Source organism: Botryobacter ruber (assembly GCF_003347595.2).
Taxonomy (GTDB): Bacteria; Bacteroidota; Bacteroidia; order Cytophagales; family Hymenobacteraceae; genus Pontibacter; species Pontibacter ruber_A.
The window spans coordinates 85,987-100,598 of record NZ_QCZK02000038.1 but is presented as its reverse complement, the minus strand read 5'-3'; the positions used below and the strand labels follow the sequence as shown (position 1 = coordinate 100,598).

Annotated in this window: 13 protein-coding genes; 5 read left to right on the top strand and 8 right to left on the bottom strand. The window is 49.1% G+C overall.

The window, feature by feature from the left end; all coding sequences use genetic code 11:
• The first annotated feature begins 440 nt into the window (after window positions 1-440).
• From DCW36_RS12140 to DCW36_RS12125, 4 genes are all read left to right on the top strand, one after another.
• Window positions 441-896, top strand: coding sequence for a hypothetical protein (locus DCW36_RS12140; protein ID WP_114781561.1), 456 nt, complete (start codon window positions 441-443; stop codon window positions 894-896).
• Between the two features lie 232 nt (window positions 897-1,128).
• Window positions 1,129-1,947, top strand: coding sequence for an SDR family oxidoreductase (locus DCW36_RS12135; protein WP_114781560.1), 819 nt, complete (start codon window positions 1,129-1,131; stop codon window positions 1,945-1,947).
• Window positions 1,948-2,174: 227 nt separating this feature from the next.
• On the top strand, window positions 2,175-3,425 hold the full coding sequence (locus DCW36_RS12130) for a BaiN/RdsA family NAD(P)/FAD-dependent oxidoreductase (RefSeq protein WP_114781559.1): 1,251 nt from the start codon (window positions 2,175-2,177) through the stop codon (window positions 3,423-3,425).
• A gap of 75 nt (window positions 3,426-3,500) precedes the next feature.
• Window positions 3,501-3,947, top strand: a complete 447-nt coding sequence (locus DCW36_RS12125) for a ferritin-like domain-containing protein (RefSeq protein ID WP_114781558.1) — start codon at window positions 3,501-3,503, stop codon at window positions 3,945-3,947.
• A gap of 453 nt (window positions 3,948-4,400) precedes the next feature.
• On the opposite strand, the gene DCW36_RS12120 is transcribed toward DCW36_RS12125, so the two are convergent.
• The gene (locus DCW36_RS12120; protein ID WP_114781557.1) at window positions 4,401-6,224 is read right to left on the bottom strand and encodes a DEAD/DEAH box helicase; all 1,824 of its coding nucleotides are present in this window, start codon (window positions 6,222-6,224) and stop codon (window positions 4,401-4,403) included.
• A gap of 755 nt (window positions 6,225-6,979) precedes the next feature.
• Here DCW36_RS12120 and DCW36_RS12115 point away from each other — a divergent pair.
• The gene (locus tag DCW36_RS12115; RefSeq protein WP_114781556.1) at window positions 6,980-7,504 is read left to right on the top strand and encodes a hypothetical protein; all 525 of its coding nucleotides are present in this window, start codon (window positions 6,980-6,982) and stop codon (window positions 7,502-7,504) included.
• A gap of 162 nt (window positions 7,505-7,666) precedes the next feature.
• Here the strand turns inward: DCW36_RS12115 and trmB are convergent, their stop codons facing one another.
• Genes trmB through DCW36_RS12080 form a run of 7 tightly spaced genes read right to left on the bottom strand, consistent with a single transcriptional unit; the run spans window position 7,667 to window position 14,596 of the window.
• A complete protein-coding gene (gene trmB / locus DCW36_RS12110; RefSeq protein ID WP_114781555.1) occupies window positions 7,667-8,326 on the bottom strand; it encodes a tRNA (guanosine(46)-N7)-methyltransferase TrmB in 660 nt (219 codons plus the stop codon).
• 2 nt (window positions 8,327-8,328) lie between these two features.
• On the bottom strand, window positions 8,329-9,621 hold the full coding sequence (locus tag DCW36_RS12105; protein ID WP_114781554.1) for a bifunctional folylpolyglutamate synthase/dihydrofolate synthase: 1,293 nt from the start codon (window positions 9,619-9,621) through the stop codon (window positions 8,329-8,331).
• Window positions 9,622-9,638: 17 nt separating this feature from the next.
• Entirely contained in the window at window positions 9,639-10,550 is a 912-nt protein-coding gene (locus tag DCW36_RS12100; protein ID WP_114781553.1) for a hypothetical protein, read from the bottom strand.
• Window positions 10,551-10,562: 12 nt separating this feature from the next.
• Window positions 10,563-10,958 (bottom strand): ExbD/TolR family protein, encoded by a 396-nt coding sequence (locus DCW36_RS12095; protein ID WP_114781552.1) that lies wholly within the window; start codon window positions 10,956-10,958, stop codon window positions 10,563-10,565.
• Between the two features lie 2 nt (window positions 10,959-10,960).
• Window positions 10,961-11,668, bottom strand: coding sequence for a MotA/TolQ/ExbB proton channel family protein (locus tag DCW36_RS12090; protein WP_114781551.1), 708 nt, complete (start codon window positions 11,666-11,668; stop codon window positions 10,961-10,963).
• 1 nt (window position 11,669) lies between these two features.
• Complete coding sequence (locus DCW36_RS12085) at window positions 11,670-12,899, bottom strand: HU domain-containing protein (RefSeq protein WP_114781550.1); 1,230 nt, start codon at window positions 12,897-12,899, stop codon at window positions 11,670-11,672.
• A gap of 5 nt (window positions 12,900-12,904) precedes the next feature.
• Entirely contained in the window at window positions 12,905-14,596 is a 1,692-nt protein-coding gene (locus DCW36_RS12080) for a TonB-dependent receptor (RefSeq protein WP_114781549.1), read from the bottom strand.
• Window positions 14,597-14,612 lie beyond the last annotated feature (16 nt).

Sequence of the window (14,612 nt, the reverse complement as noted above, 5' to 3'; positions counted from 1 at the left end):
CCTTTGTCCTTTAATTTTTCTTAAAACCCACAGTTTCACTTATTTAAAAAAGTGCAAAATAAAGTTTCATTCCCGAAGCCACTACCCACATGAAGCTGCCTTCATGCTAACGTCTGTTATTATTTTAAATAATTTCAATATTTTTTTTAATATTTTACTTAAACTATCTAAATTTACATCCGTACAATCAAACAAAGCTATATTTTTATTTTCTTATTTAACCTGCACCTGTTTAACATATCTTATTTATACATAAAATAATAAAGGTTAAATCCTTAATATTATTTATTTAGGCATCCATTTCATGCTTTTCAGGCATGTGTTTCTGCTTTTACGCTATAAATTCTTCAATAAAAACCTGTAACCACTTCACTCTTAGTCTTTTCACAGTACATTTTTTATCGCAATCCAACTTATTCATAATTTTAAATCATTTGATTATGAAAACACTACTCTTAATAATCACCCTTACCAACTATTTTAATGCAGGCAACACTGACGAAGCGATTCCGGCAGCAAGACCAGTTGAACAAACAAACTCCTTTCATGAAAGCGTAACCGGGTTAAACGAGGTTGCCGGTACGCACCTTTCTTATGCGGAAGCCCCTGCGGATTTACTTGATGTAGCTGCTGTAGCCGAAACTGCTTTGCCAGATGCGGCTATGTTGGAGCCGGTGCTGTTCCAGGAAAAAAGAAAAGTGAATAGCCGCAGTGTGTCTATCAGAGGGGCTAAAATGATGCCTGTTCTGCGACGCAGCTTCAACAGGACAAGAAAACAGTTTTCGCTGAAGAGGCACTCCTTTTTCCAGGTTAAAAAGTCTCATAAGCATCAGAAACGATTTTTAAAAAAGAGGAGAATCATGAACCAGAGCAGGCATTACCAGCGGTTCCAGTAGTTCTTCGTGTACCCCTTTTGGTTGTGCCGGCAGCAGTTCCGAACTGCTGCCCCAAAAGATATGCATTGTAAAACGAGTTTCTGAAGGAGCAGAGGGAGTGGTGGCTGCTGCAGAGAAGTTCTGAACCCACTCAATTGCTTTTGCCGGTAGCAGCGTAAGTAGGTGTAGCCAAAAATAACACTACCTTTACCGCTTTGAACTTTGCAGGTCCTTATAAGCAACAACAGGAACTATGAATGAAAAAGCGGATGTAAGTATTTTAGGTTGTGGCTGGCTTGGTTTACCGCTGGCAGAAAAGCTGGTTCACAGTGGCTACCGGGTAAAAGGCTCCACTACCTCTCCTGCCAGACTGGAACTGCTCCAGCAGAAACAGATTGAACCGTACCTGGTAAACCTGCAGCCTGAAGAAACTGACCCGGAGTCGCTCACTTCTTTTCTGAACACCAAAACGCTGGTGCTGAACATACCGCCCCGCCTGCGTGCCGGCGAAGGTGAGCAGTACCTGTACAGGCTGCACGTGCTGCTTAAAAGCCTGCTAACATCACCTATCAGCAGAATTTTATTTGTCAGTTCTACGGCCATTTACCCCGACCTAAACCGCGAGGTTACCGAAGACGACATCTCCTACACTGCCCCCGACAATGTATTACTGCAGGCTGAAAAGCTTTTCCAGGACCGTGAAGAATGGCTGACCACCATCGTACGCTTCGGAGGACTGATCGGCGGAAACCGGCATCCGGGCCGCTTTATGGCTGGGAAAGAGAACCTGCCCAATGGCAACGCTCCCGTTAACCTCATTCACCTGGATGATTGCGTGACGATCCTGTCCCGGATTATAGAGCAGGAAATGTGGGGCCGTGTTTACAATGCCTGTGCCGATGAGCACCCCACCCGCAAGCACTTTTACACCCAGGCTGCGCTGTCTATTGGCGCCCTACCTCCCACCTTTGCCGAAACAACAGCAGCAGAAAGCTTTAAGCGCATCAGCAGCCAGAAGCTAAAAGAGGAGCTCTCTTACCATTTCCTTCACCCAAACCCTTTGGAAGTTTAGGAGTTTGGGAGTTTAGGAGTTAGAGAGGTAGAGAGGTAGAGAGTGAAATCAATAGTGATTTCATTGTTCTTGCTTATCATAGTTACAGCCTCAGTAGTTTTATCTGCATGTAACTATTAATTTTGTACTTTCTAACTCCTAAACTCTCTAACTCCTAAACTCTCTAACTCCCAAACTCTCTAACTCCCAAACTCTCTAACTCCTAAACTCAAAAACTCAAAAAATTTATGCCTGGAAAAGTAGTGGTGATTGGTGGAGGGGCGGCGGGATTTTTTGGGGCCATCGCCTGTGCTGAGGCAAACCCTGATGCCGACGTGCTCCTGCTGGAAAAATCGTCCAGGCTGCTTTCGAAGGTACGGATATCGGGGGGTGGCCGCTGTAATGTGACGCACCATTGCTTTGTGCCTTCGGTTTTCTCGAAACACTACCCGCGTGGGGCGAAACAACTGAAAGAAGCCTTTAAAACATTTGGTGCCCGGGAAACGATCAGCTGGTTCGAAAAACGTGGTGTGGCTTTAAAAGCGGAAGCAGACGGGCGTATGTTCCCGGTTACCGATAACTCCGAAACGATTGTAGACTGCCTCCTGCGCGAAGCCGGGAAAGCAGGCGTCGAGGTCAGAACCGGCGTGGCCGTGGAGCATATTGCACCTGCCACCACTCCTTCTGCTGATGCTCCTGGCTTTTTGCTGCAGCTTAGCAATGGCAAAAGCCTATCGGCCGATAAAGTGTTGGTTTGTACCGGCGGCCATCCGAAATCGAAAAGCTATGACTGGCTGCGGGAGCTGGGCCACCCTGTACAGGAGCCAGTGCCGTCGCTCTTCACGTTTAATGCACCAGGCTCCCCTCTTCGCGAATTGCAGGGTATTTCGGTTGCCAGGGCCAACGTACGGGTGGCGGGTCAGAAGCTGGAGTACGAAGGGCCGGTGCTCATTACCCACTGGGGCTTTAGCGGGCCTGCTGTGCTAAAGCTATCGGCCTGGGGAGCGCGGCTTTTCCATGAGCAGCATTATGCGTTCACGGCACTCATCAACTGGATTCCTGAATTTACCGAAGCTTCACTGCGGCAGCACCTCCAGGACTTCAGAATGCTGCATCCTAAAAAAGTGGTAGCGACCAACCCGCTGTTCGGGCTGCCCCAGCGGCTCTGGAAGGCGCTGACAGAGGAGGCAGAAATTCCGGCAGAAATACGCTGGACCGAGTTGCCAGCCCGAAACACCAACAAACTGGTTGAAGCCCTCCTGCGAAATGCTGTCGAAGTAAAAGGTAAAACAACGTTCAAGGAAGAATTTGTGACCTGCGGCGGCATTGATTTAAGCCAGGTAAATATGCGATCTATGGAAAGCCGGCTGGTGCCAGGCCTGCATTTTGCAGGAGAAGTACTTGATATTGATGGTATTACGGGAGGCTTTAATTTCCAGGCCGCCTGGACAACGGGCTACCTCGCCGGGAAAGCCATCGCTGCTTCGTTAACCGGATAAAATAACGATTCGTACGGCAACAAAAACAGAACAATTGCAGTAACTCTTTGATAACACTAATCATCCAAAGAAACTATGGAAGTTAACAAAGAAATCTATTCAACCGTGCACCACCTGATAGAACGTTGTAAAGATGGTGCCAAAGGCTACAAAACTGCTTCTGAAGATGTTAAGGACCAGGACCTGAAAGACCTCTTCAAAAAATACGCAGTGCAGCGCGACAGCATGATTACCGAACTGCAGGACCAGTTACACAAGCTCGGAAAGACAGACAGTGAAGCCAGCTCGCTGGAAGGCACCCTCCACCGTGTCTGGATCGACGTAAAGTCTGCTATCATGGCTAACGACAGAAAGCGGGTGCTGGAAGAATGCGAGCGCGGCGAAGATTATGCTGTAAAGGCATACAAGGAAGCACTGGATAAAAACCTCCCCAGCGAACTGCATGCCGTTGTGGAGCAACAGTACCGGGACGTGAAGCAGGCACATGACCACATTCGCGCCCTTCGCGACATTGCAGAGTAAAAAGCAGGATCACCTGCTACCTGTATTTTAAACTAAAAGGAGCTGAGGCTCCTTTTTTTTGTGCTTTACCAAATTCAGAAGGCTATAAAAACAACAAGCCTGGTATCCGTCTGATACCAGGCTTGTAACTTCTGACTATTAAATCAGTTATATCTTCACAAACTCTAAAAACCAGTTTGCAACATGTAACAAACATTTTACTGTTGTTACTTTCTCTTCAGGTTCCTGAGTTTTACCTCCTGATATCCTGAAAATAGTTGCTACTTAGTTATTTTACAGTCTATAAAACATATTTATAGTAACTGCTTAAATAGTCAGAAAAATCTTCCAACCTTTTATATCATTATACGGGCAGGTGCTGAGGAAGGTTTGGCCTTTGCAAAAAAAAAAAACAGACCGGTACCTGTGTACCGGCCTGTCATAGCTTTTCAGTTGATTAGAAGCACTTTCTAATTAGAATCTTTTTCTGCGGAACCCACGGCTGTCGCCACGGTCACCTCTTCCGCCATCACGGTCGCGGTCGCCTCTGCCACCAAAGCGGCTGCCGCCACCACCAAAGCCGCGCCGGTCGCCGCCGAAGCCACCACGGTCACGATCACCACCGAAACCACCTCTGTCGCCACGGTCTCCCCTGTCGCTACCAAAGCCGCCTCTGTCGCTTCTTCCGCCTTCGGCACTGCCTGCGCCTTTTTTCTGTGCTTTCTCAATGCTAACCATGCGGCCATTTACTTCCACACGACCCAGTTTGTCCACGATGTCGGCGGTGTACTCGCTTGGCACTTCCACAAAGCTGAACTTATCGTACAGGTCGATATCGCCTACTTTGCTGGCAGGAATGTTGGTGTTCTCAGAAAGCAGGTCTATGATGTCGCGTGGGTGTACGCGGTCTTTTTTACCGATGGTAATGAAGAGGCGGTCGTAGCCTTCTTTGGTTTTGCCCAGACCTTTTTCCACTTCCATCCCCTGCTCTTTGGCTTTGGCCTCTTTCATGCTCATTTTCAGGAGCGCTGCCGCTACCTCAAGCGAGGTATACTCATCGTTTTCGGTAATGAAACGCTCGATGCGCGAAATCTGCTTTGTCAGCGAGCCCTTGCCCAATGCTTCTTTTACTTTGCCAAAGAATACATTGGTGCGTATCTCGTTTACGTCTTCGTAAGTAGGCACCTGCTGCATCACAATTTTGGCTTTTGTAAAGCGTAAGATGTCTTTCAGTTTATAAACATCGGTACGTCCGCCCACAAAAGAGAAGGCTTTACCGGACTTACCGGCACGACCTGTACGGCCAATGCGGTGCACGTAAGCTTCTTCGTCCTGCGGCAGGTCGTAGTTAAATACGGCTTCCACGTTCTCTACATCCAGTCCACGGGCAGCTACGTCGGTAGCCACTAAAATCTCGAGGGTGCTGTTGCGGAACTTCTGCATCACGTTGGAACGCTGGTTCTGGTTCATGTCGCCATGCAACCCGTCGGCAAAGTAGCCGCGTGCCTGCAGGTTCGCCACCAGCTCGTCTACCATCCGTTTGGTATTACAGAAAATGATAACCGATTTCAGGTTGTACATGTCGAGCAGGCGCGAAAGCACTTCCGTCTTCATGTTGCTGCGAACCTCGAAATACACCTGGTCTATGTTCTCAACAGTAAGCTCCTGGTGCACCACTTTTACCAGCACCGGATCGGTCTGGTAGGCCTTGGTCAGCTCCATGATAGGCTTGGACATGGTGGCCGAGAAAAAGATGGTCTGCCGCTCTTCCGGAATGCGGGACAGCACAAACTCAATATCTTCGCGGAAGCCCATGTCGAGCATCTCATCGGCTTCGTCCAGGATGATCTTCCTGACATTATCCAGCATCAGGGTACCACGTTCGATATGGTCCATTACGCGGCCCGGCGTTCCGATAACAATCTGCACCCCCTGTTTCAGGGCACGCAGCTGGCGCTCGTAAGGTTGTCCGCCATAAATAGGAACAACACTGATACCTGGTTTATATTTCGCTAGTTTCTGAATTTCGCCGGACACCTGGATAGCCAGTTCGCGGGTGGGGCAAAGGATAAGCGCCTGCACACTGCGGTCACGCTCGTCGATACTTTCGATGGTTGGAATGCCAAAGGCAGCTGTTTTACCCGTTCCTGTTTGTGCCTGCCCAATGATGTCGCGACCGGCTAAAACTACTGGAATGGCTTCTGTTTGAATGGGAGAGGCTTCTTCGAAGCCCATGTCAGCGATAGCGCGCTGTACTTCCTGCGAAAGCGGAAGCTCATCAAATCTGATTTTGTTCATCTGTTATACTTAATATACATCTATCTGGAGGCAGCCTGCTTTTTAATCTTTCTCTTACGTAATTAAGAGCGAAACGAAGAAATAAAACAACCAGTTAGCCAAATTATCAGATGGAGTATCCAGTTATACAGTAATTAAATCAGACTGTTCCCAAATCGGGTGCAAAGGTACGGATAATAAATGACTAAAGCTAAGTTCCTGTTATTTTCTGATTTAGCACGGCGGCAACCTGTTTAAGCAGCGTTCCCTACACCTGAAATGATCCTGACCGGCACAGGAATCACCAGCGGTAACTTGAGCAGTAACACCCACGACAAGGCTTTACCTAAAACCTAATATTTAAATTTATTATAAAATTAATTTCATATTAAAAATTAAATATTATAGAACCCCTCCTCCGCTTAGCACCACCAGTAAAATAATACAGTCAAAAAAAAGTATTGTTTACTCCTTAAAATCAATGCTTTACCCTTTTTTAAAAGACGCTGGACAAGCGGTTCAGGGATTAAGTCAACTTTTGCTGAGAAAATCGTAAAATAGTGAAAGTCAGACGGATAAAAATTTATATTATTTTATGATATATTTTGAATTAAAACATTCAAACGAACCTGCTGCTTCTTCAGATTAAGTTGGCAGCCCTACACCGTTGATAATTTTTATTGAGAGTTGAACCGGAACATGTTGTTTTCATATTACTGTGCCTAAACAAGTTACCAGGCCAAATGTCTATTTTTTGTCAAAAATCAGCTATACATATGTTACATTTTTCTAAAATTACTACACCAGGTAAAGATTTTAACCTGATTGCCTCGGGTGCCCTTGCTTATAAAATCCATAACAAAATTCTGAAAGATGAGGAGTTTCGCCAATATGCTACCATTGCGCGTAATATGCATTACGCCAGCACTTCACCTGCAGGAAACAATATATTTTTCGTGATTATCTCCGATCTGGATAAAATAAATACGGAATCGCTGTGCCACATGATAGCCAAAGAGCGCCAAAAAGGGGGCTATGCCGTTTGTGAGGTCATTCCGATGCTCTACAACGAGGTGTCTTTTAAAGCGCTTACACTACTGCAACAGACCTTTAACGAGGTGCTGGAACTGGGTAAATTTAACCTCGGCAGCAGCAAGGCCCTGATCAATGCGGAGCAACAGAACTGTGTCATCACCGACTACTCCTTGTCTATGGTCCGGCTGATTTACAACCTGTGCCTTACAAATACGACTGCCAGCACCCGAAAAACAGAAAAAGAAAACTTAGCTTTGGCCGGATAGGAGAAATAATAACACCATCTGCAGCAAAGCATGTGCTAAGGGAGTGGTGGCAAAGGGTGCAGAACAATTTTCTTTTCTACACCTGAAAAAAATCTGCTGCCACAGTCACCACTCCCTTAGCTGCTCAAAAACAGGGTGTAAATAACGAACCGGGGATTTTTGTTAGCTGAACCTGAACTGGAGGTATTTGATTTTTATGCCTTCCTGCAGGTACCGCTGCTCGTAGGTGGTGTAAATGCCCATGGTGTGCTCCTGCAGATCAGACTGGTACAGATCAGTTGTGTGCAGCAAGTCTTTTACCGGAACTTCCTGCTGCAATACTTCCAGCGTGTAGTCGAACAGGTCCTGGTTATCTGTTTTCAGGTGCACTTTGCCTTCCGGTTTCAGCAGCTCTTTGTAGAGTTGCAGGAAACGCGGAGAGGTAAGCCTGCGCTTGATGTCGCGGTCGCGGGGCCGGGGGTCGGGGAAGGTAATCCAGATCTCATCCACCTCGCCGGGCACGAAATGTTCGGTTATCTGCTCCACGAATACGCGCAGGAAGGCTACGTTGTCCAGTTCTTCAGCCATTGCCATGGTGCTGCCCTTCCATAACCGGGCACCTTTGATGTCGACCCCGATAAAGTTTTTGTCGGGGAACAGGCGTGCCATGCCCACGGTATATTCGCCGCGACCGCAACCGATTTCTAAGATGAGCGGGTTATTGTTTTCAAACTGTACGTCGCGCCACTTGCCGGGCAGCTGGCCGTACAGCTCATTGCCTGCCTCCAGCACGTTCTCGCGTTCTGCTATTTCACTGAATTTTTTGAGCTTCGATCTCGACATGGTTATAATTCTTCAATTTCTGCGACCACAAAGGTACTACCTCCGATAAAAATTACCTCATCCGGAGCTGCATTTGCTTTGGCAGCCCGGATGGCCTCTCCTACTGTCGGGTAAGCTTCTCCGTGCAAACCTGCCGCTTCGGCCTTTTCTTTAAGGTCAGAAACAGGAAGTGCCCGCGGTAAACTGGCCTGGCAGAAGTAATAGGTGTAGCTTTTGGGCAGCAGCTGCAAAATGCTGCTGATGTCTTTGTCGTTCACGGCACCGAACACCATGTGCACCTGCTGTGGGTGTAGTGACTGCAGCTGTGCCACTATTTGCCGGATGCCATCTTCGTTATGACCCGTATCGCACACGATTAGCGGTTCCTGCCCAAGCACCTGCCACCTACCCTTTAAACCGGTTAATTGTTTGGTATGGGAAAGGCCTTTGCGTATAGCAGCTTCCGGAATCGCAAAGCCCTGCTCCTGCAGTACAGTAATTGTCTGCAAAACGCCGGGTAAGTTAAATTGCTGGTAAATCCCGGCCAGGTCCAGTTCGAGCTGCGGCAGCCAGGGCTTGTTTTCTTTCTTCACCTCGAACACCTGCTTTTCCAGGCTACTTTCCAGCAGCGCTACCTGCACGTGATCGGTGGCAAAATACAAGGGCGCTTCTTCCTGCGAGGCTTTCCGGGTAAAGACAGAGACCAACTCAGGTTGTTTCGTACTGATAACGGCAGGTGTGGCTGGCTTGATGATGCCTGCTTTTTCGCCCGCAATGGCCTGCAGCGTGTCGCCGAGCAGCGACTGGTGATCGTAGCCGATGTTCGTGATGAGCGACACTTCCGGCTGGATGATGTTGGTGGAATCGAGCCTGCCCCCTAAGCCAACTTCAATCACCGCCACGTCTACCTGCTCATCGGCAAAATAGCGGAAGGCCAGCGCCACGGTCATTTCAAAAAAGGATGGCTGCACCTGCTCAAACAAAGCCCTGTACTGCTCCACAAACCGCACCAGGTAGTCCTGCGGCAGTTCTGTACCGTTTACGCGCACCCGTTCCGTAAAATTTTTCAGGTGCGGCGAGGTGTAGAGGCCGGTTTTGTAGCCTGCGCTTTGAAGGATGGCTGCCAGCATGTGCGAACTGCTCCCCTTGCCGTTGGTACCGGCCACGTGGATGCTTTTAAACTGGTGCTGGGGCTGCCCCATGGCCTGGCAGAGGGCAATGGTATTGTCGAGGTTCTTCTTAAAAGCAGCATTGCCGATGCGTTGAAACATCGGCAATTGCTGGTACAGGTAATCAAGACACTCCTGGTAGGTCATGAATAAAATTTACTTCTTTAGTTGGAACGGATAACGAAGGTTACGGTACCTGTTGCACCTGCGCCGGAGCTGCTGCCACCGGTGCGCACAAAGTTGGTTTTCCGTAGCTGGTCTTCGTACCACTTCTTCACATGCGGCGAAACGTTACTTTCGATAGTCGAGATGTTTACCAGTTCTCCGTCGCCGTTAATGGTGATGCGGAATTTTACGATACCAGTCTCGTTGCTGTACGGGTCACGTTTCGGTTCGATTTCGTAACGCCAGCCGGCCATATCCAGACCACCGGCGCCACCGCCTGCCTTGCCGTACAGGGCTTTGGCATCAATCTTCCCATCCGGTGAACCTTTGTCGCCGACTTTGTTTACGTCGTCACCGTTGTTGTTGCCGGTTGCCAGATCGGAGGTGCCGCTTTTACCCGTGCCGGTGCTTTCGGTAGGCTTGCCCGGGTACAGGGAACGTGGCTTCTCCGGTTCTTTTTTAGGCTCTTCTACCGGCTTCTCCGGTTCCTTTTTAACAACTTCTTTTGGCTGCGGCTGTGGTTTTGGCTGCGGCTTTACTTCCTCCTTCATCGTTACCGGCGACTCGGCGGTCGTGGTCACGACTTTAGGCGTTTCTACCGGCGTTACAGGCGTAGCAGCAGCGGCGGCAGGTTTGGGTTCCGGTGCCGGATCGGGCTGTGTGGGAGCCGGTTTGCTGTCCTGCACATTCTTCGACTCGTTCGGCATGGCCGTGGTCTGTACATTTCCACTCCCTACTTCCGACATCCCCAGGTTAAGCTCAATACCAATATCTTCAGCCGGCTCTCCTTGCGGGCGGTAAGCCAGCAGGTAAAACAGAAGCAGCACAATAAGCGCATGCAGCACCACACTCACGATGGCTGCTATCCGCTTATTCTTCTCTTCTTCGTTATGTGATAAGGCTACATCCATAGTTTTAAGGCTTTACTTTTCAGGCTCGGTGGCCAGCGTTACTTTTGCATTCAGGTTGGCGGCGATACTTGCCACCTTTACCAGGTTCTCCACCGGCACCGTCTTGTCTACATGTAACACCACAACCCCTTCTTCTGTTCCCTGCAAAAGTGCTGCCAATTGTGGCTGCAGCTCCTCAAAAGCGATCGGATCGCCGTTTAGGGCGTAGGTTAAATCCTCCGTGATGGTCACGCTGATTTTCTCCATTACAATATTGGACACCGAGCTTTTGGGCAGGCTCACGGGGAGTCCGGTGGGTGTAACGAAGTTGGAGGTAAGCATGAAAAATATAAGCAACAGGAAAATAATGTCGGTCATGGACGACATGCTGAACTCGGCATTGATCCTGTTTTTAGAGCGTAAGTTCATTCTTAAAGCTGTGGTTCTTGTAACAGATCAATAAATTCGATGGAAGTGTATTCCATTTCGTGCACAATGCTGTCGATTTTAGACACCAGGTAGTTGTACCCTACATAGGCAGGCAGACCAATGATCAGACCGGTAGCCGTAGTTACCATGGCCTGGTAGATACCAGCCGACAGCAGCTGCGGGCTAACAGAACCTTCGGCCTGTGCAATGGCGATAAAAGCCTGGATCATACCGGTTACCGTACCCAGGAAGCCCAGCATAGGAGCAGCACCGGCTATGGTGGCTAGTGCAGAAAGGTTTTTCTCCAGGCGGCTGATCTCGATTTTACCGGTATTCTCGATAGACGTCTCAATGTTCTTTAACGGCGTTCCGATTTTGGTTATACCTTTCTCCAGCATTTTGGAAACCGGGGTTCCGGTGTGCGAACACAGCATTTTGGCACCGTTTATATCGCCGGCCAGCACCATGCTCTTGATGCGGTCCCGGAAGCCTTCAGGGTTTTTAGCGGCTTTTTTCAGCGTCAGGTAGCGCTCCACAAAAATATAGACAGCCACCAGCGACAACAACGCCAGCGGGATCATGGCCCAGCCACCGGCCAGGGCAAGGTCAATCAGTTCGACAGAGGTATCTGCCGGCTCAGTGGCAGTAGCAAGCGTAGAAGCAGTATCTGCAGGCGCAGTTTGCGTAATTTGTAATAAGAACGGTGTCATGTTAGTGTTTAAGTACCCAAATTGTTTCTCCAAAGATTTTTCTGTTTTCTCGTTTAAAGGCATGTGCTTCTGCCTCTGTTTTATAATCGGCAACAGCTACCCGGTATAACCTGCTTCCATAGCCGGGCAACAGGATAACCGGCTCATAGCCTTTTTTCCTGATCTGAGCACAGCTGTACTCCGCATTCTCCATGGTAGAATACCCGCCGGTGATAACGTAGGAACGACCGGTAGCGCTGGTGATTGTGTTTTCTGCCGTTTTTGTTTCTGCAGCCGCTGCTGGCTTGCCGGCAGCAACAGCTGGTTTTGCGGATGTTACAGCAGGCTTCACCTCCGCATCCTTAACTTCTTCTTTTACAACATCTTCTGACACCCCAGCAAGAGCATTACTTTCAGCTACAACATCAAATTCTGCGGTCTCCTCAAAGTCGGTTTCAGCAGCAGGATGCGCTTCAGCAAATGTATGCCACGCTTGCTCTCCCTCCTGCTCTGGCGCAAAAAACGGAAGTGCTTCCTGGTATTTCGCGGCGCGTTCGTCAGCCGTCAGGGGTACATAATCTGCCGTGTAGCGGGTGTAGCTATGGTGGGCGGAGCTGAAATTACCGGCACCAAAAAGCGAAATCGGGTTCAGGCTGCTCAGGTTGTAATCGGTTTGCAACGACAGCAGGTAAACAGCCGAAACAGCCAGCCCCCCGATAAACAGTCCGGCTGTAACGTTATAAGCTCGCTGAAGGCGTTTGCGCAGCGGTTGTTTGGGAGCAGGAACCTGCGGGTGCCGCTCCTTACGCAGCGAGCGAAGCACGGCCGGCTCCTCTGCTTTTATTGGTCGCGCTATTATTTCAGGCAGGCCAAAGCTGGCATCGAGCATGTTTTCGCTCTCTGTAAATTCGAATTCCAGTTTCCGGGCTGCATTGTACCGGAAAATGCCGATGTCCTGTAACTGAAACCGGTTCTCTGTCTTTAGCTGTTCTTTTGCCTGGTGCACAAAAGCCATCACCAGCTGCTGTGCTTCCGGCTGACTGATGCCGTTGCTATGCGCGATGGCACTGATAAGCAACCCATCATTCAACACCAGCTTCTCGTTAAAAGCGATGCGTCGGGAAGGCGGCACCAGGGTGTGCTTCACCGGGTGTATCCGGGCAGAAACATACCGGGCAATCAGTCCTCCAAACTCGGGTATCACGACACAGTCGTGATGGTGTAGCAGCTGTTTTATTTGCTTATCAATCATGGCAATTAGAATGAATAAGAAATACCTCCGATCAAATTAATGCTTTTATTCGGATAATGTACAAACCTTTCATATTTCACACCAAGCAGGTTATTGGCCATGACAAAGGCGGTAAACCGGTTGGTGAACTTGTAGTCTGCCTTCACGTTAAGGTCGACGATGTTATCGGTTTCCTTTAACACGGCAGTACCGTCCGGACGCACTACGCGGCCAAACGAGCTCCCAATATAATAAAGTTCTGTGTTAAAGAGAATCTTATCGTAGAAGTTATAAGTCGCGTACACGCTCGACAGGAGTGCCGGGCGGTGAAACGGTTGCTCCAGGTTATCGGTGTTATAGTTGTTATAATCAGTCTTTAAACCGATACGCACTTCATCGGAATAATTAAATACGGCCTCGGCGTATAAATTTATCACTCTTGTCACGCCGTCGTCATATACCAGGTCGAACTTGGTGGAATCGCGGCGGGAGTTGTTGTAGAAGTACAGGTTGCGGTAGTTCTGGATAGCAGCGCGCCCGGTCAGGTGCACGTAATTGGCGATGTTGGCCGAAAATCCACCATACAGCTCCAGCCCTTTGTTGATGTCGGCCACCCGTACATTAGGCGCCAGGAACGGGTTCTCCTGCGTCAGCTGGTATAAGGTAACCCTTTGCAGATCACCCCCGAAGCCTGCGTAAATCAGCAGGTTATCCTCGATTGGCTCCAGCCCCAGCCGAACCCTTGGGTAAAAGTTAAACTGGCGGGCATTGTTCACGGTGTCGCCTGTATGGGCAATGGTGGCACCCAAGGTTACTTTCAGGATACCCAGCTTCCGCTCATAGGTCGGGCTGAGTTTAAAGAAGGACCGGCCTACGCTCAGGGAGTCTTTGTGCGACAGGAACGAAACGTCGGCATCAATTTTCACACCCGATACGTCGTCAATGCCATACTCACTCCGGAAGTTCAGCGCTACGTTGGTTTCGCTCATGTCGTAGCTGTCTTTCAGGTACTTGAAATCCAGGCCGGCATTGTAGAGGAAAGGCGCATCGGTGGTTTTGTTATTAATAAAACCTTCAGCTCCAAAGCGGTTGAACACCTGGCGGATATTTTCTTTGTCAACTTCTACCTCAGGTGTTTGTTTATACCCATAGAAATGGTACACATCCCGGCCATAATTTGCTCTGCCGCCAACGGTAAGGCCACTCATATACTTTTCGCCGTGGGCGCTGATAGCAGAGTTGGCCACGGCAGAATTGCCCCGGTCAACGGGTCCTACGGAAGAGGACACATGGCTCACCTCGGCACCATACGCGCCTTCGGTGCTGCGCTTGTTATGGAAGTAGCCTTTCAGGTACAGCGTTCCGTAGTTGCCAAGACCAGCCTTTACATAATTGCCGTATAACTTGGTCAGCTCATCCTGCTTGATCGTCAGCACTTTTACCTGCAGGTTGATATCCTGAGAAGGCAGTTTATAATCGGTGAAACGGTAGATCACATTCCGGTCGGCTACTGCCGGTGGCGGAATTCGGAATTTCTCGTAGTTACGGGCTGCAACCGGCAGCTCAATCACCCGGTTCTTCTCCACCACTACTTCAGCATCCTGCAGCTTAGCGCCTTCGCCCCAGCCGGTTGTGCCCTGGGCCTGCAGGTTGTTCATGAAACTATAACCCACACTTAGAACGATGGCAAGCGAGGCTATTTTTAACTTATTTTTCATGTCGATGTCTTGACTT